This window comes from Pseudonocardia lacus (genome assembly GCF_018531445.1).
In the GTDB taxonomy this organism is placed as follows: domain Bacteria; phylum Actinomycetota; class Actinomycetes; order Mycobacteriales; family Pseudonocardiaceae; genus Pseudonocardia; species Pseudonocardia lacus.
In genome coordinates this window covers 1-23,028 of sequence record NZ_JAHDTH010000135.1, presented here as the reverse complement: position 1 = coordinate 23,028, position 23,028 = coordinate 1, and the positions used below count along the sequence as shown (strand labels likewise).

At 74.8% G+C, this 23,028-nt stretch carries 16 protein-coding genes and 1 pseudogene; 11 read left to right on the top strand and 6 right to left on the bottom strand.

Features of this window, described 5'->3' with window-relative positions; genetic code table 11:
* Window positions 1-364: 364 nt before the first annotated feature.
* The 3 genes from wecB to KIK08_RS25265 form a co-directional block, all read right to left on the bottom strand.
* Window positions 365-1,540: a non-hydrolyzing UDP-N-acetylglucosamine 2-epimerase gene (wecB, locus tag KIK08_RS25275; protein WP_308257875.1), complete on the bottom strand. Its 1,176-nt coding sequence runs from the start codon at window positions 1,538-1,540 to the stop codon at window positions 365-367.
* A gap of 50 nt (window positions 1,541-1,590) precedes the next feature.
* Window positions 1,591-2,850 (bottom strand): heparan-alpha-glucosaminide N-acetyltransferase domain-containing protein, encoded by a 1,260-nt coding sequence (locus KIK08_RS25270; RefSeq protein WP_214405740.1) that lies wholly within the window; start codon window positions 2,848-2,850, stop codon window positions 1,591-1,593.
* A gap of 146 nt (window positions 2,851-2,996) precedes the next feature.
* Complete coding sequence (locus tag KIK08_RS25265; RefSeq protein WP_214405739.1) at window positions 2,997-3,908, bottom strand: YveK family protein; 912 nt, start codon at window positions 3,906-3,908, stop codon at window positions 2,997-2,999.
* 244 nt (window positions 3,909-4,152) lie between these two features.
* On the opposite strand from KIK08_RS25265, the gene KIK08_RS25260 reads away from it, so the two are divergent.
* From KIK08_RS25260 to KIK08_RS25225, 8 genes are all read left to right on the top strand, one after another.
* Window positions 4,153-5,103 carry a hypothetical protein gene (locus tag KIK08_RS25260; protein WP_214405738.1) on the top strand — a complete coding sequence of 317 codons (951 nt, stop codon included), beginning with the start codon at window positions 4,153-4,155 and terminating at the stop codon, window positions 5,101-5,103.
* Window positions 5,100-6,083, top strand: coding sequence for a polysaccharide deacetylase family protein (locus KIK08_RS25255; protein WP_214405737.1), 984 nt, complete (start codon window positions 5,100-5,102; stop codon window positions 6,081-6,083). Before KIK08_RS25260 ends, KIK08_RS25255 begins: the two co-directional genes overlap by 4 nt.
* Window positions 6,080-7,354 (top strand): O-antigen ligase family protein, encoded by a 1,275-nt coding sequence (locus KIK08_RS25250; RefSeq protein ID WP_250557786.1) that lies wholly within the window; start codon window positions 6,080-6,082, stop codon window positions 7,352-7,354. The genes KIK08_RS25255 and KIK08_RS25250 overlap by 4 nt, the downstream gene beginning before the upstream one ends.
* Window positions 7,351-9,366, top strand: a complete 2,016-nt coding sequence (locus KIK08_RS25245; protein WP_308257874.1) for a glycosyltransferase — start codon at window positions 7,351-7,353, stop codon at window positions 9,364-9,366. Before KIK08_RS25250 ends, KIK08_RS25245 begins: the two co-directional genes overlap by 4 nt.
* Window positions 9,363-10,700, top strand: a complete 1,338-nt coding sequence (locus tag KIK08_RS25240) for a glycosyltransferase family 87 protein (RefSeq protein ID WP_214405736.1) — start codon at window positions 9,363-9,365, stop codon at window positions 10,698-10,700. The genes KIK08_RS25245 and KIK08_RS25240 overlap by 4 nt, the downstream gene beginning before the upstream one ends.
* Window positions 10,701-10,927: 227 nt before the next feature.
* Window positions 10,928-12,382 carry an oligosaccharide flippase family protein gene (locus KIK08_RS25235; protein ID WP_214405735.1) on the top strand — a complete coding sequence of 485 codons (1,455 nt, stop codon included), beginning with the start codon at window positions 10,928-10,930 and terminating at the stop codon, window positions 12,380-12,382.
* Window positions 12,379-13,482, top strand: a complete 1,104-nt coding sequence (locus tag KIK08_RS25230) for a glycosyltransferase family 4 protein (RefSeq protein WP_214405734.1) — start codon at window positions 12,379-12,381, stop codon at window positions 13,480-13,482. The genes KIK08_RS25235 and KIK08_RS25230 overlap by 4 nt, the downstream gene beginning before the upstream one ends.
* A complete protein-coding gene (locus tag KIK08_RS25225; protein WP_214405733.1) occupies window positions 13,479-14,594 on the top strand; it encodes a glycosyltransferase family 4 protein in 1,116 nt (371 codons plus the stop codon). Before KIK08_RS25230 ends, KIK08_RS25225 begins: the two co-directional genes overlap by 4 nt.
* Before the next feature lie 85 nt (window positions 14,595-14,679).
* Here KIK08_RS25225 and KIK08_RS25220 read toward each other — a convergent pair whose 3' ends face one another.
* From KIK08_RS25220 to KIK08_RS25210, 3 genes are all read right to left on the bottom strand, one after another.
* Window positions 14,680-15,939 carry a putative glycoside hydrolase gene (locus KIK08_RS25220; RefSeq protein WP_214405732.1) on the bottom strand — a complete coding sequence of 420 codons (1,260 nt, stop codon included), beginning with the start codon at window positions 15,937-15,939 and terminating at the stop codon, window positions 14,680-14,682.
* 36 nt (window positions 15,940-15,975) lie between these two features.
* The gene (locus KIK08_RS25215) at window positions 15,976-17,421 is read right to left on the bottom strand and encodes a hypothetical protein (protein WP_214405731.1); all 1,446 of its coding nucleotides are present in this window, start codon (window positions 17,419-17,421) and stop codon (window positions 15,976-15,978) included.
* Between the two features lie 375 nt (window positions 17,422-17,796).
* Window positions 17,797-19,332 carry a sugar transferase gene (locus tag KIK08_RS25210; RefSeq protein WP_250557785.1) on the bottom strand — a complete coding sequence of 512 codons (1,536 nt, stop codon included), beginning with the start codon at window positions 19,330-19,332 and terminating at the stop codon, window positions 17,797-17,799.
* Between the two features lie 451 nt (window positions 19,333-19,783).
* Here KIK08_RS25210 and KIK08_RS25205 point away from each other — a divergent pair, with 451 nt between their 5' ends.
* From KIK08_RS25205 to KIK08_RS25195, 3 genes and pseudogenes are all read left to right on the top strand, one after another.
* Window positions 19,784-20,521, top strand: coding sequence for a glycosyltransferase (locus KIK08_RS25205; RefSeq protein WP_308257873.1), 738 nt, complete (start codon window positions 19,784-19,786; stop codon window positions 20,519-20,521).
* A gap of 59 nt (window positions 20,522-20,580) precedes the next feature.
* Window positions 20,581-21,897 (top strand): FAD-dependent oxidoreductase, encoded by a 1,317-nt coding sequence (locus KIK08_RS25200; RefSeq protein WP_214405729.1) that lies wholly within the window; start codon window positions 20,581-20,583, stop codon window positions 21,895-21,897.
* A gap of 95 nt (window positions 21,898-21,992) precedes the next feature.
* Window positions 21,993-23,028 (top strand): annotated as a pseudogene (locus tag KIK08_RS25195) (hypothetical protein); the annotation flags it as partial.

Here is a 23,028-nt window from a genome sequence, read left to right as displayed (position 1 = left end):
CGGGGTGGGGGGCGCAGCGCGGGGTGGGGCGCGCAGGGCGGGGTGGGGCGCGCAGGGCGGGGTGGGTTGCGCAGCGCGGGGTGGGGCGCGCAGGGCGGGGTGGGGCGCGCAGGGCGGGGTGGGTTGCGCAGCGCGCCGGCGGGCTGCGACGACCCGGCTACTGCTGCGACACCGCGCCCGGGTTGCGACACCCAGCTACCGCTGCGAGACCGTGGCCGGGCTGCGAGACCGCGGCCGGGGCTGCGAGACCGCGGCTGGGCTGCGAGACCGCGGCTGGGCTGCGAGACCGCGCTCGGGCTGCGGCACCCGGCCGGGCTGCGGGGACGCGCCCGCGAGAAGCCGGGCGCGGGCGCGCGCCGGGGAGTCAGGGGGTGAAGTCCGAGGGGCGGGGGGCGTGGCCGAGGAGCCATGCGATCGCTTGGGCGCCGCGCTCGGCGGCCTTCCCGTCGCCGAACGGGTTCCCGGACGAGGGGCGCACCCAGTCGCCGTCGAGTGCGCTCTTCGCGGCGCCGACGATCAGGTCGGGGTCGGTGCCGACGAGTTGGGCCCAGCCGGACTCGACGGCCTCCTTGCGCTCGGTGACCTCGCGCAGCACCAGCACGGGCACCTCGAACGTGGGGGCCTCCTCCTGGATGCCGCCGGAGTCGCTGAGGACCAGGGACGCGCGGGCCAGCAGGCGGCACAGCTCGGGGTAGGGGAGCGGGTCGGTGACCAGGACGCGGGGGTGGTCGCCGAGGGCGGTGTCGACCTGGGCGCGGACGGCGGGGTTGGCGTGGGCGGGCAGCACGCAGCGGACGTCGGGGTGGTCGTCGACGACCTGGCGGACGGCGGCGAGGACACGGTCGAGGGGTTCGCCCCAGGACTCGCGGCGGTGCGCGGTGACCAGCAGCAGGCGGCTGCGGCCGGCGGTGACCTCGCGGTGCACGGCGGCGAGGCGCTCGTCGGCGGGCTCGGCGGCGGTGGGGCCGGTGACGTCGGCGGCGACCGCGACGACGGCGTCGACGACGGTGTTGCCGGTGAGCAGGATGCGGTCGTCGGCGCCATCTGCGGGGGTGACGCCGGCCGCGGCGGCGACGGCGGCGGCCTCGGTGCGCAGGGCGGCGGCGGCGCGGGGGGTGGGGGCCAGGTGCAGGTCGGCGAAGACGCCGATGAGCCTGCGGTTGGCCTCCTCCGGGAACGGGGCGGCGAGGTCGCCGGAGCGCAGCCCGGCCTCCAGGTGCACCACCGGGATCCGGCGCCACATGCCGACCAGGCCGCCGACGAGCGCGGAGGTCGTGTCGCCCTGCACGACGACGGCCGAGCTGGTGGCCATCACGGTGTCCAGGGCCGGGGCCAGCTCGGCGACCAGCTCGGACTGCTCCCCGGTGGTGCGGTGCAGCTGGCAGACGACGTCGGGGGCGAGGCCGAAGGCGGACAGCGCCTGGGCGACCATCGTCGGGTGCTGGCCGGTGGCCACGACCACCGGTTCGAGCACACCGGCCGCGCGCAGCGCCAGCGCCAGCGGCGCCATCTTGATCGCTTCGGGACGCGTTCCGACCACGAGGTGAACGGTCGGCAGCGACATGGGTGGTCCTCCAGCGGGGGTGGTGGTCAGGGCGGTCCGGACGCGGACCGCGCCGTGTCGTTCGGAGCGTCGTTCGGAGCGTCGTTCGGAGCGTCGTTCGGAGCGTCGCTCGGGGCGGCCCCACTGCGCTTGTCGTCCTGCCGCGTTGATCCGTTTCCGGACCGGTGCCCGACCACGGCGTCGCGCGCGGCCCGGGACAGGCGTCCGACCAGGGCTTCCAGCGGTCCGCGGCGCCCGGTGACGAGCAGCACGGCGCCGACGACGAGCATCGCCGCGGCCTGTCCCACCCACCACGGCGTGCCGAACGCCCCGGTCGAGCCGGTGACGAGGATGTGCCCGGTGTAGAGGGTCAGCGACGCCGACCCGGTCGCGGCGAGCAGCGCCGCCGGCACGGCCACCCAGCGGGCCGCCACGCCGGTCAGCAGGACCAGCGCGCCGATCACGACCATCGAGCTGCCGCTGGTGTGGGCGAGGTCGAAGGCCGTGCCGGAGTGCCGGGTGATCACCGCCAGCCAGCCCCAGTCGTCGGGCGGGGTGGTGCCGGCGCGCTGGGTGCCGGCGACGACGTCGCTGACGCCGGCCGGCCCGATGCCGAGGGGGCCGCGCAGCAGCGCCGACGCCGCGTAGGCCGCGGTGACGACCACGGCGCCGGCGACGACGAGCCGCACCGCGGTGCGGGTGCGGCGCAGGTCGAGCCGGCCGATGCCCATGCCCACCAGCAGGTAGGTGATCCAGGTGAGCACCGGGTAGTAGCCGGTGAGGGCCAGGGTGCTGAACAGCCGGCCCGGGTCGGCGAGCATGGCCAGGTCGGGCTGGGGGCCGGGTTCGGCGGGCAGGCCGGCGCGCAGCAGGTGGCTCAGCACCGGGGAGAGCGCGCACCACGCCGCGGCCGCCGCGAAGCAGGCCGTGGCGGGCAGCCGGACGAGGAGCGCGGCGACCGCGAACAGCAGCCCGTACTGGGCCAGGATCACCGCGGGCGGGGTGTCGAGCAGTTGTTCCAGGCCGAGCCCGAGCAGGGCGAGCAGGGCCGCCCGCACGAGGAGCGCCGCCGCGGCGCCGGCGTGGTCGCGGCGGTCGCGCACCCAGCGCGTCGACAGCGCGACCCCGACCCCGGCGAGCACCGCGAACAGCGCCGACGCCCGGCCGGCGACGGCCAGCCCGATCGGTGTGGCGCCGCCCTCGGGCAGCGTGGTGGCGTGCATGTGGGCGAGGGCCATGGTGAGCAGCGCGACGGCGCGCGCCGCGTCGATCCCGGTGACCCGCGGGGGTCGCGACGTCTCGACCACTCGCTCCCGACCCTCCTCCTCCGCCCGTTCGAGGCTAGCCGCAGCCCCGCGGGGGCGACGAAGGCGTCTCGCCGGTCACGGGCCGGTCGACCGCCGGACACGATCGGGTGACGGCCCCGTCGCGGCGCTGCTCCGAACGGTCCTGGTCAGGTCAGGACGACTGCCAGCATCTTGGACCGCTCGGGTAGCGCCGCGGCCACGGCAGTCAGCTCGTCCGGGCGGGTGGAACGGGCGTCGAAGACGGCGACGACCGACGTCGGCGCCGAGTTCGTCGCGGAGTTCGGCATGCCGGAGAGCTGGACCCCGCGCCCGCTCACCGCGGCGCGCAGCGCGTCGGACTTGTCGGTCTGACCGGGGCCGATGGTGATGATCCGCAGGGGCAGCCCGCCCGCGCGCTGGAGCGCGCAGAGCCGGTCGACCAGGGCCGGGTCCTTGCCGTCGAGGATGGCGACGGTCGGGCGCCCGGCGCGGCTCATCGCGGTGTGCACCTCGTGCACGTCGGTGCCGGGCGGGCGGATGCGGCGCAGCGCCGCGTAGGCGGCCGCGCCGACGACCACGGCCGTGACCAGCCCGATGCCGCCGACGGTGGGGATCGAGGTGTCGACCCGCACGACCTGGGGCTCGGGGTCGAGCACCTCCAGGCGTGCAGCGGGTTGCAGGAAGTCGGTCGCGACGAGCGCGCCGACCAGCGCCGTGGCCAGCCGACCGGCCTGGTCGGGGTCGCTCGCCCGGACGGTGAGCTTGGCCACTCCCGCGCCCGGGACCAGCGTCATCTCGACCTGGGAGGCGAGTTCGTCGGCGGGGGGACCGTCGGGCACCGCGCGGGCCGCGGCCTCCAGGATCGTCGAGCTCACCGCCAGGTCGGGCAGTGCGGGCAGGCCGAGCGCCACGACCTCCCCGAACTGGCCGGCGGCGTCGGGGTTGTCGGCGGTGGCCGCGGCCGGCCTGGCGATGAGGCTGTTCTGGGCGGCGAAGACCGCGGGCCGGTTGAGCAGCAGGGCGACGACGACCGCCCCGACGGCGAGCCCGCAGATGGACGCGAGAGCAAGGACACGCAACCGGCGTGCGCGCAGCCGGTTCACCTGATCGGAGTAGTGACGAGGTGGGTAGACATGGCGTGGCCCACCATAGTGGTCTCTGACAGACTGTTATCGACCACGGTGCGTACCGCCGTTCGGTCGTAAGTGTCACGGCTATTTGCCACCAGCGGGCTAACAACGACGGTAGGCGTGACGACGTACCTTCACGGCGCGCGTGTGCGCAGCCCGCCATCTTCACGGCCCGGGGGAGGCCCCAGCGGTAATGAGCTACCTGATCCTGATCGTCTCCGTACTCGCCTACGCGACCGGAATCGTGGCGCAGTCCTACGCCGCGCGCCAGACCGAACAACGATCGGGTGTCGATCCTGGGCTGCTGGTGCGGTTGGCCGGCCAGAAGGTGTACCTGTTCGGCTTCGCCTCGCAGGTGGTCGGCTTCGGCCTGGCCTTCCTGGCCCGCGCCGACCTGCCGCTGTTCCTGGTCCAGGCCGCCTCCACGTCGGCGGTCGGGGTGGCCACGCTGATCGGTGTGCTGGTGCTGGGCTGGCGCCCCCGCCCGATCGAGCTGGGCATCCTGGTGGTGCTGGCCATCGGGCTGATCATGCTGGTCACCGCGGCCGAGCCCGGGGTGGCCGAGGAGATGCCGGCCGCCGTGGCGTGGATGCTGGTCGGCGCCGTGGTGCTGGTCGCGCTGGCGGCCGTCCCGGTCGGCAAGCTGAACGGGTCCACCGGCGCGGTCGCGCACGGCGTGCTGGCCGGCGTGGCGTTCGCGGTGCTGGCCATCGCCAGCCGCCCGCTGGCCGCGGGCCCGCTGCTGGAGCTGCCGCTGCAGCCGCTGTTCTACCTGGTCGTGGTGTCCGCGCTGGTCGGGCAGTGGATGCTGGCCGCGGCCCTGCAGCGCGGTTCGGCGCCGGCCGCGGCGGCCTCGATGGACGCGGTCACCGCGGTCGTCTCCTCGATCGTCGGGCTCACCGTGCTGGGCGACCGGATCGTCGAGGGCCAGGGCGCCTGGGTGGCCGTCGGCCTCGTGCTCGTGGTGCTCGCGGTGATCGGCTTCGGGCTGTTCTCCAGCCAGCACACGTCCGCCCCCGCCGGCGCGGCCGGGGCGACGGCCCCGGTCCCGGCGCCCGGCACCGAGGCGGCGATCGCCGAGGAGTTCGCCGCCGAGGACGCCGCGGAGGCGGAGCCCCGTCCCGGAGGAGCGCGCGGCCGGTGAACGCACGACCCACCGCCAGCGTCTCGGTCGACCTCGACAACCTCTGGTCCTACCTGCGCACCCACGGCGACCCCGGGTGGGAGGCGATGCCGAGCTTCATCGGCCCGGCCACCGAGCGCCTGCTCGACCTGCTGGGCCGCCACCGGCTCACCGCCACCGTGTTCGTCGTCGGCGCCGACGCCGAGCGCGAGGACGGCGCCAAGGCCGTCGCCGAGATCGTCGCGGCCGGCCACGAGGTCGCCAACCACTCCTACCTGCACCAGCCCTGGCTGCACCGGTTCTCCCGGGCCCAGCTCGACGACGAGCTGGCCCGCACCGAGGAGGCGCTGGTGGCGGCCGGGGCGCCGAAGCCGGTCGGGTTCCGCGGCCCGGGCTTCAGCCTGACCAAGCAGATGCTCGCCCTGCTCGACGAGCGCGGTTACCGCTACGACGCCACCACCCTGCCCACCTGGATCGGCCCACTGGCCCGGGCCTACCACGACCGCTCGGCCACGGCGGCCACCGACGGCGCCGTCCGGCCCGGCGAGGCCGAGCCCGGCGACCTGTTCGGCCCCGTCTCCGACGTGCTGGCCCCCATCCGGCCCTACCGCTGGCGCGGCGCGAGCGGGATGGTCGAGCTGCCGGTGACGACGATGCCGCTGCTGCGGGTCCCGATCCACGGTTCGTACCTGCTGCAGCTGCACCAGGTCTCGCCGCGGGTGGCGCGGGCCTACTTCGCCACCGCGCTGCGGCTGTGCCGGCTGCGCGGCGTGCAGCCTTCGCTGCTGCTGCACCCGACCGACGTGCTGGACCTGGGGGAGGCACCCGGCATGGAGTTCTTCCCGGGCATGGGGGTGCCCGGAGCGGAGAAGGCCGCGCTCATGGACCGCGCGTTGACCGCGCTCTGCCGCGCGTTCGACGTGGTGGGCACGGGCGCGCACGCCGAACGCGTCGCGGCCTCGGTGTCGCGCACCCGCGCGGTCGACAGGCTCAAGCGATGAGTACCGCGACGGGGCTCGCGACGAGGGTCCGCCACGCGGTCGGCCTCAGCTCCGTCGCGGTGGTCGATCCCGGGCAGCCCAAGCGCACGTCCCCCGACATCCACCTGCTGCGCTTCGCGACCTGCGCGGTGGTCGGTCTGGCGCCCGTCGAGGGCTACCTGATCGACGTCCAGGAGGACCTGGCGAAGCTGCCCACGGTGGTCTTCGCCGTGGCCTGGCTCATCGTGCGGGTCCGCGTGAAGGCGATCGGTCGCCTGCACGCCTCGCAGGTGGCGCTGGCCGGGTTGGCCGCGGTGGTGCTGGCCTCGTACGCGGTGCACCTCGAGGAGCCCTTCGCCGGCGAGTACGTGCAGCGCTGGTTGCCGTTCCTGGTGCTGTCCGCGCTGCTGGTCGACGTGATCGGCCGGGAGGTGCCGATCCGCGCGGTGCTGGCCTCGGCGGTGGCCGGGGCCACCTGGGCCGCGATCGGTGCGCTGCAGAGCGTGCTGGTCGACGGCGAGACGCGCGCCTCCGGTCCGCTGGACGACCCGAACGACCTGGCCGCCGTGCTCGTCACCGCGCTGCCGCTGCTGCTGGCGCTGATCCCGCCGCCGAGGCCGGGCAGGCGCATCCACCCGATGGCGATCGTGGCGCTGGTCGTCGCCGCGGTGCTGGCGGTCGGGGCGGCGACCACGCTGTCGCGCGGGGCCGGGTTCGCGCTCGCCGCCGCGGTCGCGTACCTGGCGGTCCGTCGGGCGGTGCCGGTACGGGTCATGGTCGGGGCCGGTGTGCTGGTCGCGGTGGGTGCCGCGCTGCTGGTCGTGGTCGCCCCGGACACGGTCGACCGGGCGATCGGCGAGAAGGTGCACATCGCCGGGGAGAACATCGACACCCGGGAGCTGCGCTGGCAGGCCGCCGCCCGGATGCTGGCGGAGAACCCGGTCCTCGGCGTCGGGCCCGGCGGGTTCCGCTCGGAGTACGCGGCGGCGTCCGGGGTGGCCGAGCTGGCCGAGCAGACGCCGGTGGCGCACTCGATGTACCTCGAGGTCGCGGCCGAGTTCGGGGTCCCGGGACTGCTGCTGTTCCTGGCCTTCATCGCGTGCGGCTTCATCGCGTCGGAGCGCGCGCTGCGCATCGGGGCGGACCGGCAGGTGGTGCTGGCCTCGCAGGCCGCGCTGGTCGCCGTGCTGGTCGCCTCGATCTTCTTGTCGGAGCAGTACTACTTGTCGATGTGGGCCCTGGTCGCCGCCATGTGCGGGCTGGAGCTCCGCATGCGGAGGGATGGTCGGTGAGTCCAACGGTCCGGGTGCTGCACGTGATCAGCGAGATGGGCGTCGGTGGCGCCGAGTCGCTGGTCTGCGAGCTGGTGCGGAGGGGACGGTCCCGCGGCTGGATCTCCTCCGTCGCCAGCGCTGGGGGTGTGCGCGCCGATGAGCTGGCCGCCGAGGGGGTGGCCATCTTCCCGGTGCCCATGGCGCGCCGTTCGGCGAGCGGTGTCGCGCGCGCCGCGATGGCCACGTTCCTCGCGGTGCGCAAGGCGCAGCCCGACGTGGTCATCGCGCACAACGTCGGGGCCACGGTGGTGGCCCGGTTGGCGGTCGGCCGGCGCATCCCGCTGATCACCGTCTTCCACGGCGTCGCGGACGAGGACTACCCGCGCTCGGCGCAGCTGCTGCGTCGCTCGGACGCCGTCGTCGCGGTCTCGGCGGCCATCGCCGGGCGGCTGCGCGAGAACGGCCTGCAGGACCCGGCACCGATCGTGATCCGCAACGCGGTCTCCCCGCGGCGCTCGCCCGCGCGCGGCGAGTCGCGCAAGGCGCTCGACATCCCGGCCGACGCGCTCGTCGCGCTGTGCATGGCGCGGATGGTCCCGCAGAAGCGCCACGACGTGCTGCTCGACGCCTGGGCCCGGATGGACCCGAAGCTGCGCGTCGAGAAGGGCGCGCTGCTGCTGCTGGCCGGCGACGGCCCTGACCGCCCGGCCCTGCAGGCGCGCGCCGAGGAGCTGGGGATCTCCGCCTCGGTGCGGTTCCTGGGCCAGCGCGACGACATCCCGGAGCTGCTCAGCGCGGCCGACGTCAACGTGCTCACCAGCGACTGGGAGGGCCTGCCCATCTCGGTGCTGGAGGCGCTTGCGGCCGGGGTGCCGGTGGTGGCCAGCAACGTCGACGGGCTGGCCGAGGTGCTCACCCACGGCGGCGGCCGGCTGGTCCCGCCGGGCGACCCGGACGCCGTCGCCGAGGCGCTGTCGCGGCTGCTGTCCGACCCCGCCCAGCTCACCAGCCTGGGCCGGGCCGGGCGCCAGACCGTCGCCCGCCACTACGACCCGCTGGCGATGGCCGACCGCTACGGCGAGCTGTTCGAGCGGGTGCACGCGGTCGGGCGGCGGCGCTCCCGGACCATGATCACCGCGCTGCTCACCGGGCTGGCCGCGCTGCTGGTCGGCGGCACCACGTTCGGCATCATCGCCGCCCAGCCGCCCGCCTACCAGGCGCGGATCGGGCTGATCGCCGGCCCGGTGACCCCCGGCCCGGACACGCCGACCTCGCAGGCCAGCTTCGGCGAGGTCGTGCAGCTGGGCATGCCCGCGGTGAACGAGCTGGTCCGCGCCCCGAGCGTGCTGGCCGGGGCGGTCGGCGCGGTGGACCCGCCGGCCGACCCGGAGGTGCTGGCCGACGCCATCGCCGTCGAGTACATCCCGGAGACCGGCGTCGCCCGCATCACCCTGGTGGCCGGCACCCCGGACGGCGCCGACGCGCTGGCCATGCGGGTCGCGCAGGGTGTCGTGGACTCCGACGTGCTGGCCCCGGTGGCCCGCCTGCGCACCCTCGACGAGCACGCCGACGTCAGCCAGGTCGCGCCCGACCGGCTGCTGGCCACCGGGCTGGCGTTGACCGCGGCCTCGGTCGCCGCCGTCGGCGTGCTGGCGTTGCGCCGGCTCACCCGCCCGGCGGTCTCGCGCCGGTCGCGGCTGTCCGACGCGCTCACCCTGGCCGGCGCGTCCCGGCCGGTCACGGTGCTCGACATGGCCGACCCCGACCTGGTGGCCAGGCTGACGGTGCTGCAGAACGCCTCGACCCGGCCGCTGCGGCTGATCGGCACCGCCCCCGGCGACGCGCACCGCGTCCGGTCGCTGACCGGTGAGCTGCGCGCGTCCGGCGCGGTGATGCAGGTCAACGGGCACGCCGGCGACGCGGCCGTCGTCGCGCTGCTGGACGGCAACCGCACCGGCCCCGACGACGTGACGGCGGCGGTGGCCGCGCTACCGGACGCCTCGGCCCTCATCGCGGTGGTGATCACATGAGCACGGACACGAGCCCGGGGCTGCGCCCGACCGCCCAGCGCGGCGGACGGCGGGTGCCCGCCGCGCTGATCGTGACGGTCCTGGCCGGGCTGGCCGCGGTGGCCGGCGGGCTGCGCGCGCTGCTGCCGGCGATCCGGGTCGAGCAGCCCACCGAGGCCAACCAGGCCCTGGTCCAGATGCAGGACTTCCGCGACGCGCTGTACTACCCGGTCCAGGAGTTCCTGGCCGGGCGCGACCCGTACCTGCCGCAGGCGATGCTGGACAACTGGCCGGTGCGCCAGACGTTCAACCTGTACCAGCCCTACCACCTGGTGCTGCACATGCCGTTCGGGGCGCTGCCCTACCAGGTGGGCGCGGTGGCGTTCACGCTGGTGCTGCTGGTCCTGACGGTCGTACTGGCGGTGATGGCGGCGATCGAGCTGCGCCGGTTCGTGCCGGTGCCGGTGCTGGCCGGCACCGCGGTGATCTCGGCGCTGCTGCTGTCCAGCCAGCTGGGCAAGGCCCAGCTCTACCTGGGCCAGATCAACCCGGAGATCGCGGTCGCCACGGCCGGGGCGCTCATGTTCCGCAGGAAGCACCCGGTGTGGGCGGCGGTGCTGGTCGGGCTGGCCTGGATCAAGCCGCAGTTCGGCGCCCCGCTGGTGGCGTTCCTGCTGGTGCGCGGCTCGTGGAAGGTGGCGCTGGGCGGCACCGGGATCGCCGCGCTGGCCAGCTTGCCGGTGGTCGGCGTGCTGATCGCCAACGACGGCGGCTTCACCAACTTCATCGCCACCATCCAGGCCAACCTCGACTGGGCCGAGCAGACGGCCTACGGCGCCGTCGACTCGCCGGTCGCCGAGCGCGTCGACGTGGCCGCGGTGTTCTTCCGCACGACCGGGCTGCTGCCGCCGATGGCCGAGCTGCTGACCCTGGTCGGCGTCATGGTCATCGCGGCGCTGCTGGTGCGCGCGCTCGACCGCACCGGCGACGACGGCGACTCCGTCCTCGCCGACCTGCTCGTCGGCCTGTCGATCACGATCGCGGTCGTGCACCAGCCCGGCGACGTGCTGGTCGCGCTGCCCGCGGCGGCCGGCGTGGCCGGCTGGTGGTGGAGCCACCGCGGCGAGCGGCCGTCCTGGCCGCTGCCGGTGGCGCTGCTGCTGTTCGCGTTCCCGTTCGCGCACCTGTTCGCGCTGGACACGGTGATCCGCCAGCTCTTCGGCGAGCAGTTCGCGCTCACCGTCGACGGCATCGCGATCATCGCCGCCTGGCTCGTCCTGGTCGGCTACTTGGTCGTTCGTGTCCGCGGAACTGCGCGTCGGGGGACGCAGCGGGAAGAGGTGGCCACAGCGTGAGCGAGCTTGTGAGCTCACCATCCGGCACAGCAGCAGCGCTCGCGCTGCCGACGAGCTCTGGCGAGGAGGCTGCGTGAGCGAGCTTGTGAGCTCACCATCCGGCACAGCAGCAGCGCTCGCGCTGCCGACGAGCCCTGGCGAGGAGGCTGCGTGAGCGAGCTTGTGAGCTCACCATCCGGCACAGCAGCAGCGCTCGCGCTGCCGACGAGCCCTGGCGAGGAGGCTGCGTGAGCACCCTTGGAGCCAGCGCCGCGCGGGGGACGCTCTGGCTCGGTCTGGTCAACCTGATCAGCAAGGGCAGCCAGATGGCGGTCACCGTGGTGCTCGCCGCGTTCCTGACCGAGACCGAGCTCGGTCTGGTGACGCTGGCGGTGTCCCTCGCGAACATCGGCCAGGTGGTGCAGTCGATGGGCGTCTACGACGTCATCACCCGCACCCGCCGCGACCCGGACGCGATGGCCGGCACCATCTTCACCGCCAGCGTCGCGATCGGGCTCGTGCTGGCCGTCGTCGGCGTGCTCGGCGCCGACGTCATCGCCGCGTTGCTCGGCGCGCCGGCCGCGGCGCCGCTGATCGTGCTCACGGCGCTCAGCCTGCCGTTCACCGCGGCCGGCGGCGTGCAGATGGGCGTGATGCACCGGACGCTGGACTTCAAGCGCCGGATGCTGCCCGACGCCGGGTCCGCGGTGGCCGGGGCGGCGGTGACCGTGGTGCTGGCCGGCTCCGGGGTGGGGGAGTACTCGCTGGCCGTCGGCGTGCTCTGCACGGCGGTGCTGCAGCCGTTCCTCGGCGTGCTCGTCGGGGTGCGCATCCGGCCCCGCTGGGACAGCGCCGCCGCCGCCGAGGCGGGCAGCTGGATCGCCGTCGTCGGCCCGGCGGCCGTCGTGGCCATCCTGCTGATCAACGTGCACTACCCGATCCTGGCCAGGAGCCTGGGCGCCGACGCCGTGGGCCTGTACTCGCTTGCGTTCCGGATCGCCTGGGTGCCCTACATCATGATCGCGGTCGTGCTGGGCGCGGTGGCCTTCCCCGTCTACACCCGGCTCAAGCAGGTCAACGCCGGGATGTCGGCCGCGGTCGGGATGTTCACCCACCTGCTGCTCGTCATCGTCGGCGGCTGCTACCTCGTCGCGGTCCTGCTCGCCGACCACATCGTCGTGCTGGGCCAGCGCTGGGCGCCGGCGGTACCGGTGCTGATGCTGCTGTGCGCGTGGGGGCTCGCCCTGTGCGTGCTGCAGACCTGGTACGAGGCGATCCGGGCGGCCGACAAGCCCAAGTGGTACCTCGCCCTGCAGGCCACCCACCTGGTGCTGCTCGCCGTCGGGCTGTCCATCGCGGCGCCCTTCGGGCTGGTCCCCGCGGCCATCGCGCAGGCCTCCGCGGCGATCGTGCTGCTGCCGGTGGCCTGGTTCGCGCTGCGCGGCGCCGGGGTGGCGCCGCCGGTGTCGGTCATGGCGCGCTCGCTGCTCGGGCCGGCGGCCGGGGCGCTGGGCTGTCTCGCGGTCTCCCGCGGCGCCGCCGCGATCGGCCTGCTCGACGACCCGTCGTCGCTGCCGGTGGCCCTCGGGCTCGGAGTGGCGCTGCTGGCCACCTACGCCGGCGTCGTCTCGCTGGTCGACCGGGCCGCCGTGGCGCACATGCGCGGCCTGCTGCGCAACCGGTCCGAGAGCGTGGCCGAGTGAGCCCGACCGTCCTGCACGTCAGCCAGCCGACGACCGAGGGCGTGGCCGCCGTGGTCGTCCAGCTGGTCGGCGACCAGGTCGGGCGCGGCTGGGACGTGCGCGTCGCTTGCCCGCCGGGCCCGCTCGCGGAGCGGGTCGTGGCCGCGGGCGCGCGCGTGCACGCCTGGCCCGCGACGCGCTCTCCCGGCCCCTCCACGCTGCCCGAGGCCGTGCGGCTGCGCCGGGTGCTGCGCGAGGTCCGACCCGACCTCGTGCACCTGCACAGCTCCAAGGCCGGGCTGGCCGGGCGCCTCGCCGTGCGCGGGCGCGTCCCGACGGTCTTCCAGCCGCACATGTGGTCGTTCCAGGTGGCCGACGGCGCCCTCGCCCGGGCCTCGCTGGCCTGGGAGCGGTGGGCCGCCGCCCGCTGGACCGCCCGGCTGCTCTGCGTCGGCGACGACGAGCTGGCCGTGGCCAGGGCCAGTGGCATCCGGCAGGCCGCCGACGTGGTGGCCAACGGCGTCGACACCGACGCGCTCACCCCCGCCGACCGCACCGACGCCCGCCGCGAGCTGGGGCTCGCCGACGCGCCGACCGTCGTCTGCGTGGGCAGGCTCGCCGACCAGAAGGGCCAGGACCTGCTGCTGCGGGCCTGGCCGACGGTGCTGGCCGCGGTGCCCGACGCGCGCCTCGAACTGGTGGGCACCGGTCCCCGCGAGCGCGAGTGGCGGGCGCTGGGCACCGACCCGTCCGTGCACTGGGCGGGGGGCACCGACCGCCCCGACCGCTGGTACGCCGCCGCCGACGTGGTGGCCCTGCCCTCGCGCGCCGAGGGCCTCGCGCTGGTGCCGCTCGAGGCGATGGCCTGCGCGCGGCCCGTCGTCGCCTTCGACGTGGGCGGGGTGCGGCAGAGCCTGGGGCCGGACCCGGCGGGGGCCGTCGTCGCCCCGGGCGACGTCGAGCAGCTGGCCAAGGAGCTGGCCGCCCGGCTGATCGACCCGGCGGCCGCCCAGGCCGAGGGCAGGCGCGGACGCGCCCGCGCCGTCGAGCGCTTCGACCGGCGCGCCACCACCGGCCGGGTCGCCGACCTGGTCGCCGAGCTCACCGGAGGGACCCGATGACCCCGCGGGTGGCGTTCCTGCTCACCCAGGACCGCGGCGGCCCCGTCGACGTGACGGTCCGGCTGGCGGCCGAGCTGGCCGCGTCCGGGCGGGCCGAGGTGCGGATCTTCGGGCCGCGTCCGGCCCGCGGCGCCGAGCTCGTCGCCGGGCACCTGCAGGAGCTGGAGGTGCCCAGCAAGGCCGCGGTCGGGGCCACCAGGGCCGCGCGGGCGGCGCTGCGGGCCTGGCGGCCCGACGTCGTGCACGCCCAGGACCGGCGCTCCGGGCTGGTCGTCGCGGGGATGGCGGCCGGTCGCGGGAGCCCCCGCGCGGTCGTGCACACCTACCACGGCGTGCCCGACGACGTCGCCGAGCCGTGGTTCCGCGGCACGGCCGGCGCCGCCGGGCCCTCCCGCTACACGAAGGTCGTGCTGGGGGCCGACGCCGTCGTGGCGCGCTCGATCGGGGCCACCGTCGTGCCGTCACCGTCGATGGGGCGGTTCCTGCGCGAGCGCCTGCGCGTGCCGGCCCGCCGGGTCGTGCACATCGACAACGCGGTCGCGCTGCCGGCTGAGAGCCCGCCCACCGGCCCGGTGCGGCGCCTGCTGTTCGTCGGGCTGCTCGTCGAGCGCAAGGGCGTCAGCGACCTGCTGAGCGCCCTGGAGCGGCCGGGGATCTTCCCCGCCGACGCCCGGCTCGTGGTGGCCGGCGACGGGCCGGAGCGCGAGCGCCTGGAGAAGCAGGCCGCGCAGGCCGGGCTGACCGCCCGGGTCGAGTTCCTCGGGTTCCGCTCGGACGTGCCCGACCTGCTGGCCGCGGCCGATGCGCTGGTGCTGCCGTCGCGGATGGAGCAGCAGCCGCTGGTCGTCGCGGAGGCGATGGCGGCCGGGAAGCCCGTGCTGGCGACCGACTGCGGCGGGGTGGCCGACATGCTCGACGTCCCCGGCGCCGGGTCGTGGCTGGCCGGGCCGGGCGACGTCGCCGGGCTCGCCGGGGCGCTGCGCGAGCTGTTCGCCGAACCCGACCCGGGCCGCACGGGACGGCTGCTCGCCGAGCGGGCCCGCGCGCGGTTCGCGCCGGACGTCTGCGCTGACGCGCACCTGCGCCTCTACCAGCGCCTGCTCAGCCCCTGAACGGCCCCCGGCCCACGTCGCAGACCCCGCCTACCCGGCGCAGGGGCCCGGGAGCCTGCGCCGGGTGGGAAGACCCTGCGACGTGCTACTCCCCGCCGCCGCCCTCGACGAGCACCAGGCCGTCGGCGGCCGGGACCGTCATCGTCGTGCCCTTGGGGGCGCCGTTGAGGTCGGTGAGGCCGTTCGGCAACTCGACGTCCAGGTCGTCGGAGGTGGGGTTGACGACCGCGTAGCCGCGCTCGTACTCCCGCATCCAGACGCCGTCGTCGGTGGCCACCGCCTCGCCCCGCGGGGCGCCGAGGTCGGCGGCCTGGGCGACGGTCCACTCCGGCTCCTTGTAGCCGACCTCGTGCGCGGCGCTCCAGCACACGCCCGGGCCGGCCAGCAGCGCGGCGCCGGCGGCCCCGGTCTCGGCGGCGCGGTCGTCGCCCGCGGTGACCAGCAGGGTGAGCCGGTCGGGGTCGGCGGCGGTCTCCAGCAGCTCGGACCAGCCGGCGCCCTCCCAGGTGAGCAACCGGTCGTCGGCGCGCTGGGCGAAGTTCTCCTCCATCGCGCCGCCGAAGCGGGAGTGCTCGAGCCAGCGGCCCGGGTACAGCCGCGCCTCGGACACGTTCGGGACGAGCTTCTTGCCCTCCTCGGCCAGCCGCTCCCCGACGACCGTGATCATCTCGTCGAGGCCGTCGCGGATGAGCTGGTCGGTCTCGGCCGGGCTGTCGGTGCCGGCCAGCACGGCGTCGGAGTAGAAGCGCAGGGTGGCGAAGTCGTTGTCGGCGAACACGCCGTCCCAGCCGGCCTCGACGACCTCGTCGGTGACGGCCTCCGCCCACGCCCGCTGGTAGGAGGGCTCCCAGACCGTCATCTGCCAGTGCTGGGGGTAGCCGTCCCACTCGATGCGGTTGCCGTCGGTGTCGGTGGCGAACCACTCCGGGTTGTCCGCCTCGGCGGCGGCGAACCCGATCCCGGTGGGCTGGTGCTCGGCGTCGCTGCCGTCGGAGCGGACGGCGCCCGCGTAGTCGCGGGTGGAGGAGAGGTCCTTGTAGACCAGCACCGTGATGTCGGGGTTGAGCTCCTTCAGCCGCTGCATCGCGTCGACTTCCCACGCGTTGAGCACGACCACGCCGTAGCGGTCGGCGGCGTCGGAGATCTCGGCGTCGGTGGGGCGGTCGCCGATGGCGTACCAGAGGCCGCCGCAGCGGCCGTCGGTCGTCGCCGTGCCGGGCTCGGCGCGGCCCGCGCCGTCGGTCGCGATGTTGCCGCCGCCCCCGTGACCACCGCCCTGACCACCGGCGGAGCACCCGGCCACGACGACCAGCACGAGGGCGAGAGCGAGAGCCGGGCGCCGCATGACGATCATTGTTCACCCCGTGGGGTGAAGCACCGGTCAACCATCCGTGCGCAGTCGGTACCACTCACCGACGGCGGTCGAGCGCACCAGTTCGTAGTCGGCCGCGAGGAGGCGGGCGACGCCCGCGGCGCGCTCCGGGATGACGTCGACGTTGAGCGCCGTGACGAGCACGAAGTCGGGTCGCGCCCCGGTGAGGCTCTCGGCCAGCTCGTCGAGCAGCACCGGCGGGTAGAGCTCGGGCGACCAGCCGTTCAGCCGGACCGGGATCCGCGCCCCGGAGACCAGCTGGAACGTGGGGTCGCCGAACACCATCAGCGACTGGCCGTACCGGTGGCCGACCGCGGCCAGCTCCCGGCGCGCGGTGGGCAGCGAGCCGAACTCGGCGATCCGTTCGCGGCTCTCGGCGGTGAAGCCGTTGCCCAGCATCATCGGGCGCTCGTCACCCAGGACGCCGAAGTACAGCAGCGGCGCGGCGGTCAGCGCGAGCACGCCCACGACCGGTGCCCGGCGCAACCAGCCCGCCTCGCGCAGCTGCTGCAGACCGAGCGCGGCCAGCGCGACCAGGGCGGGTGTCAGCTGCGTCCAGTGGTAGGGCCACCACAGCTGGACCAGGATGCCCACCAGCCCGACCGCGAGCCAGGCCAGCAGCGCCATGCCGAGCGGGTCCCGCTTGCGCAGGACGCCGGGCACCGCCGCAGCGGCCAGCACCAGCGCCGGGGCGAGCATGCCGAAGTAGCGCGTCGAACCGTCGACGAGGCGGTCGAGCGACCGCGCGCCCGGCACGCCCAGCATCTGCCCCGGGAACACCAGCCACGTCTCCAACGCCGCCCCGAGCGACCCCGCGGCCGCCAGCCACACCAGCATCGCGACGACCGGCGCCGCGGCCCCGGCGGCCAGCAGCCCGATCCGGGTGAGCAGCAGCGAGCGCACCGGTTCCCCGCGCCGCCCCGCCGCCACCGCCTCCACCAGCAGCCAGGCCAGCGCCGCCGCCACCGGCACCGCCGCCGTCCACAGCTTCAGCACCCCGACCAGGCCGATGCACACCCCGGCCAGCACCAGCCGCGCGTTGCCGGGCCGGCGCGCGACCAGCACCAGCGCCGCGATCATCGGCAGGCACACCAGCTGCTCGATCTGCCCGAGGTCGAACGCCCGCGCCGGCAGCAGCAGGAACGCGACCCCCGCGACCCCCACCCACCGCGCCAGCACCGGCCCGACCCGGTCGCGCACCAGCACGGCGACCAGGACGGCCGTGAGCACCGAGATCAGCACGTCGAGGATGCGGGTGACGACCGGGGCGTAGCCGAACAGCGCCTGCACGGGCCCGTACAGGAGGTAGACGCCCGGCTGCTTGATGTCCCAGACCTCGCTGTAGAGCGCCCGCCCGTCCATCAGCTCCCGGCCGATCACGGCCCAGAGGGCGTGATCGCCGTAGTAGGGCAACCAGATCAACCCGTACGCGACGACGGTGAGGAACGCCACCACGGCGCCCCACGCGACCAGCTCGGGGCGCGACCTCGCGCCGGTGGTCGTTCGTGCTGGGATCGCGCCCCGCGGCGACTCCTCGACTAAACCCACATGTGTCGAATCGGCACGGACGCCCGGAATGTCACGGCTTCGGGGGAACTATCTGTGATCGTCTGTGCCGTGTGGGGTGACGGAGGGCTCCGGATGGTGGTTGACCGGGTGTTCTGCGTGTGCGGGGCCGGGCTCCCCGCTGGGTCCAGAGGCCGGGCTGGGGCGTCTTCGCAGGGGCGGTGGGGTCCTCGCAGGTGCTGTGGACCCTGCGAAGACCACGGGGACCCTGCGAAGAGGAGTTGTTGATCTCCGGCGCGAGGGGGGTGCGTGATCGGCGGAGCGTCAGTGCTGGCCGCCGCGGAAGATCTCCCGGAACGTCAGCAGGATGATCTTCAGGTCCAGCCAGAGGGACCAGTTGGCGATGTAGTAGTTGTCGTAGCGGCTGCGGTCGGCGATGGAGGTGTCGCCGCGCAGGCCGTTGACCTGGGCCAATCCGGTGAGGCCCGAGGGCACGCGGTGGCGGGCCCAGTAGCGGTCGTGGACCTCGGAGAACTGGCGGACGAAGCCGGGGCGCTCGGGGCGGGGGCCGACCAGGCTCATGTCGCCGCGCAGGACGTTCCACAGCTGGGGGAGCTCGTCGATCGAGCTGCGGCGCAGGAACCGGCCGACCGGGCCGATGCGGGGGTCGCCCGCGATGTTCCAGCGGGTCTGCGACTCGGCCTCGGTGGCCGGGCGCATGCTGCGCAGCTTGAACAGGGTGAAGATGCGGTTGTCCAGGCCGACGCGCTCCTGGCGGAACAGCACCGGGCGGCCGCTCTCGATCAGCACGGCCAGTGCGGCGATGCCGATGACGGGGGCGAGCAGCAGCAGGGCGAGGCCGGACAGGACGCAGTCGAGGGCGCGCTTGACCCACCAGCTGAACCGGGCGGTCGGCGCGCTGGTCACCCGGACCAGCGGGTAGCCGCGCAGGCGCTCGATGTGGGGGGCGTCGTGGTAGAGCTCCCACATCCGGGGCACCAGCAGGATCGTCGCGCCGTGGCTGTGCGCGGTGATCGCGGCGTCGATGACCTGGGCGTCGGTGGCGTGGCTGAACGCGATGACGACGGCGCCGGCGCGCTGGTCGACGATGGCCTGCTGCAGGTCGCCGCGCAGCATCGGCACCGGGAGGGTGGTGCCGGGCATGGGTGCTGCCTTGTCGATGAAGCCCACCGGGCGCAGGCCGAACTCGGGGTGGTCGTTCATCGACTGGACGAGGTCGATGCCGAGGGGGCCGCTGCCCAGCACGATGGTGCGCTCGCAGCGGCCGAAGCGCCGCCGCGCCCACCGCCCGGTCTGGAACACCAACATCCGCAGCGGGGCGCTGATCAGCAGGAACAGCACGACCGTCCAGGAGATCGCGGTGTTCATCTCGTGGTCGGCGGTGCGCAGCAGGGCGAGCACGGCCAGCAGGCCGAAGGCGCTCGCCGTGCTGGCCAGCTCACGGGGCAGGTCGTGGTAGTAGCTCAGCCACAGCCTGCGGCGGTAGAGCTGCGCCGCGGCCCGCGCGCCGACCATGGCCACGCCGATGGCCAGGCCCCACTTCCAGGTGGGGCCGCCCATGAGCGCGGCGGTGGTGGCGGCGACGAGGTCGACGACGATCAGCAGGACGCTGACGCCGCTGAAGCGCTCCATCAGGGGGCGCTTCGCCAGCGCGCGCCTGCCGTCGGGCCGGCCGCCGAGCCGCTGCAGCGGCAGGGCGTCGAGAACGGCCCCGACGTCGGTCTTCGACGCGCTCCGGGTGGCCTTCGTCCCGGCCGGCCGGCGTTCTCCGGTCGCGACCTCCTGGTCGACGACCGGGATCCCGGACGGGCTGGTGGACGACGGGCTGGTCATCGTCATGTCAGTGAACTTCCCTGCCTCGCGGACTCCGCCCGCACCGACGACTGTCGGTGACCAGCGGCCGTACGAATGCCGCTGGGTCGGGTGGTGATCCTTGAGCCCCCCGGCTCCGATGTCCCACAACGGTCATTCGCTCGATCGTGCGTGTCCGTTAGCGCTCGGTGATACGTATCCGAATCTACTACCCACGGTGAACCTGGCTTAGCTGATACTGCCAGGTCGTGCCACTACGCCATCGGGTGACACCCGCCGCTGAACGGTGCTACTCGGTAACGGTAGCGTGCCTTCCATCGACGAGACACACATGTCACAGGAGGTAGCGGCGACCACGCCGGGGGACGGTACTGAGCACACACAGGTGACTGTCGTGCCTGCTCAGGCCAAGCACGGCGAGCGTGGTGCGCCGATCGGGGGGAACGAGTCCGGGAGCCTCGTGGGTGCGGTGGCCCACGTGGTCCTGCCTGCGTACAACGAGCAGGCTTCACTGCCGTCGCTGCTCAAGCGACTCGCCGCCGCGGCGGCCACCGAGCGGATCGTGGTCTGGGTCGTCGACGACGGCTCCGCCGACCGGACGGCCGAGGTCGCCGAGGCGGGCGCGCCCGGTCTCGACGTCCGACTGGTGCGCCACCCGCAGAACATGGGCCTGGGCCAGGCCGTGCAGACCGGCATCCGGTCGGTGCTCGACGCCGCCGACCCGGACGACTACGTGGTCGTCATGGACGCCGACGACACGCACGACCCGGCCATGATCCGGAAGATGCACGAGCGCATCGACCAGGGCGCCGACGTCGTCATCTGCTCGCGGTTCGTGGCCGGCGGCGACGACAGCACCGCACCGCCGTTCCGGCGGCTGCTCTCGCGCGGCGCGGCCGTGACGTTCGAGCGGATGCTGGGGCTCGACGGCGTGCACGACTTCACCAGCGGCTTCCGGGCCTACCGGGTCAGCCTGCTGGCGCGCGCGGCCAAGCACTGGGGGGAGCGGCTCGTGGAGGAGCGCGGCTTCGCCTGCATGGTCGAGCTGCTGCTGAAGCTGCGGCACTGCAACCCGGTGATCGCCGAGGTGCCGCTCGTGCTGCAGTACGACCGCAAGCAGAGCGCCAGCAAGCTGAAGCTGCGCCGCACCATCGGCCAGTACGTGAAGCTGCTGGCCAGGGACCGGCTCGCGCCGGCCCCCTTCAAGGCGCTGTGATCGCAGCTCCTACCGGCGACGACTGCGGGATTGTGTAGTTCGATGACCGAGGCACTTCGATGACCACTGCGATCGTCCTCGGCGGCGGGATCTCCGGTCTCGCCGCCGCGCACCGCCTTGGCCGCGCCGGGGTGCGGGTGACGCTCCTGGAGGCGTCCCCGCAGCTCGGCGGCCTCGGCACGTTCTTCGCCCGCGAGGGGCGTTCGGTGGAGCGCTTCTACCACTGCGTGATGCCGTCCGACGAGCACCTGCTCCCGCTGCTCGACGAGCTGGGGCTCAAGGACTCCATCGGGTGGAAGCCCACGACGATGGGCATGGTGGTCGAGGGCAGGCGGTACCCGTTCAACACCGCGCTCGACCTGGTCAGGTTCACGCCGCTGACGTTCGCGCAGCGGATCCGGTTCGGCGTCATGTCGCTGCTGCTGAGGTTCCTCGGCCGCGGCAAGGACCTGGACAACATCCGCATCGGCGACTGGCTGCGCGGCCTGTACGGCGAGGTCATCTGGAAGCGGATGCTCATCCCGATGCTGGGCTCGAAGTTCGGGTCGCGCTTCGGCGACGTCCCGGCGCTGTACGTGTGGCAGCGGCTGGGCCGGGAGAAGAACGTGGCCACCCGCGGCTACCCGGCCGGCGGCTACGAGTCGATCATCGACGGCCTGCGGGCGTCCATCGAGTCGACCGGCGCCGACGTGCGCACGGAGGCCCGGGTCGCCGGTCTCTCGGCCGACGGCGACGGCGTGCGCGTGACGCTGGAGTCCGGCGAGGAGATCACCGCCGACTGGGCGATCTCGACCCTGCCGCTGCCCTCGCTGCGCGGTGTGGCCGACGAGGCGCTGGCGCCGAAGCTGCCGACCGTGTCGCTGGAGTACCAGGGCGTGGTCAACGTGCTGTTCTTCCTGCGCAAGCGGCTCGACGGGCACTACTGGGCCCCGGTGATCGACTCCGGGACCGAGTTCGACGGCGTGATCGAGATGTCGGAGCTGTCCGGCGAGGTCGACGGGCTGCACCTGGTGTACGTGATGCACTACTGCAACCGCGAGAGCGAGCTGTTCCAGGACTCCGACGACGCGATCGCGCAGCGGTGGACCGAGCAGCTGCTGGCCACCTACCCCGACCGGATCACCGCCGACGACGTGGCCGAGGTGCGCGTCTTCCGGGCCCCGTTCGTGGAGCCGATCTACCCGCTGGGCTACTCGGCGGTCCAGCCGGGCGACGAGGTCACCGGCACCCGGCTGATGCTGGCCACCACGACCCAGGTCTACCCCGAGGTGACCAGCTGGAACTCCAGCACGGGCGTGGCCGGGCGGGTGGTCGACCGCCTGCTCGCGCGCGACCGCCAGCGCAACGGCGCGGTGACGGAGGAGCTCTCCGCCTGACAAGCTGAGCGGCGGGGTGGGGCCGCGGTGGTCCGGCGCTTCGAGAGGAGTTCCGCGATGACTGTCACGGGTTCGGCGGCCACGGCGGCCGGGCGATGAGCGGCGCGCAGCCGCGCCCACCCTCGACCGGTGAGGTGCTCACCGAGCCCGCCGCGGCGGCGGAGACCAACGGCGACGGTCCGGCAGCACGCCGGCCGTCGCCGGTGCCGCGCAGGCCGTCGGCCGACGCCTCGGAGCCGGACGAGCACCCGCCAGCGGACTTACCGGGGCAGGACACCCCTGCACCCGAGGGCGCAGCGGTGGAGGCCGGCGCGGACGAGGATGCCGCGGAGCCGGAGCCGACCGAGCCCGCCGCCGCGGTCGAGCCGGCGTCCCCGCCGCCCACCGAGGCGATGCCCGCCCCACCCCCGGCGACCGACGCGGTCCCCACCGCCGACCCGGCCCCGCCCACCGAGGCGGTGCCCGCCGAGACTCCGACCGCCGATGTCCCGCCCGCCGAGGCCGTGCCCACCGAGGCCGTGCCCACCGAGGCCGTGCCCACCGAGGCCGTGCCCACCGAGGCCGGGCCCGCGGATGCCGGGCCCGCCGATCCGACGCCCCCGACCGAGGCCGTGCCCGCCGAACCCGTGCCGCCCACCGAGGCCGTCCCCGCCGCCGATCACGAGCCGCCCGCGCGGGCCGATCCCGCGACGGACGCGCGCCCGCCGGTCGACCGCGCCGCCCGCACCGAGGACATCGACCCCTCCGCCCTGCGGCCGCCCGAGCGGGCCGAACGCACCGAGCCCACCGAGCCCACCGAGCAGAGCCTGACCGCGCTGAGCCTCACCGAGCGGCTGCCGCTGCCCGAGCTGCCGGCCTCGCTGGACGTGTCGACGACCAGACCGGTGTCGACGAAACCCCCACCGCGCGCTCCGTCCGCCCCGACGGCGGCCGTCGCGGAGGCCACCGGCCCCGCCGTGTCGCGCCCGCGGGGCATGTCGACCGAGCCGGTGTCGTCGGTGCCGATCCCGGGCCGGGCCACCCGGTCGCCGCGCGTCGGCGGCGGCCCGCCGTCGGCGCCGTTCCCGGTGCAGTCCGGCCCGCCGTCCGGGCCGTTCGCGGCCCAGGCCGCCCCGCCGACCACCCCGTTCA

Excerpts from the sequence above, each read along its gene's own strand:
- KIK08_RS25225 (WP_214405733.1), top strand. The coding sequence starts at position 13,479 with ATGACCCCGCGGGTGGCGTTCCTGCTCACCCAGGACCGCGGCGGCCCC.
- KIK08_RS25240 (WP_214405736.1), top strand. The coding sequence starts at position 9,363 with ATGAGCACGGACACGAGCCCGGGGCTGCGCCCGACCGCCCAGCGCGGC.
- KIK08_RS25220 (WP_214405732.1), bottom strand. The coding sequence starts at position 15,939 with ATGCGGCGCCCGGCTCTCGCTCTCGCCCTCGTGCTGGTCGTCGTGGCC.
- KIK08_RS25250 (WP_250557786.1), top strand. The coding sequence starts at position 6,080 with ATGAGTACCGCGACGGGGCTCGCGACGAGGGTCCGCCACGCGGTCGGC.
- KIK08_RS25200 (WP_214405729.1), top strand. The coding sequence starts at position 20,581 with ATGACCACTGCGATCGTCCTCGGCGGCGGGATCTCCGGTCTCGCCGCC.
- KIK08_RS25210 (WP_250557785.1), bottom strand. The coding sequence starts at position 19,332 with ATGACGATGACCAGCCCGTCGTCCACCAGCCCGTCCGGGATCCCGGTC.
- KIK08_RS25260 (WP_214405738.1), top strand. The coding sequence starts at position 4,153 with ATGAGCTACCTGATCCTGATCGTCTCCGTACTCGCCTACGCGACCGGA.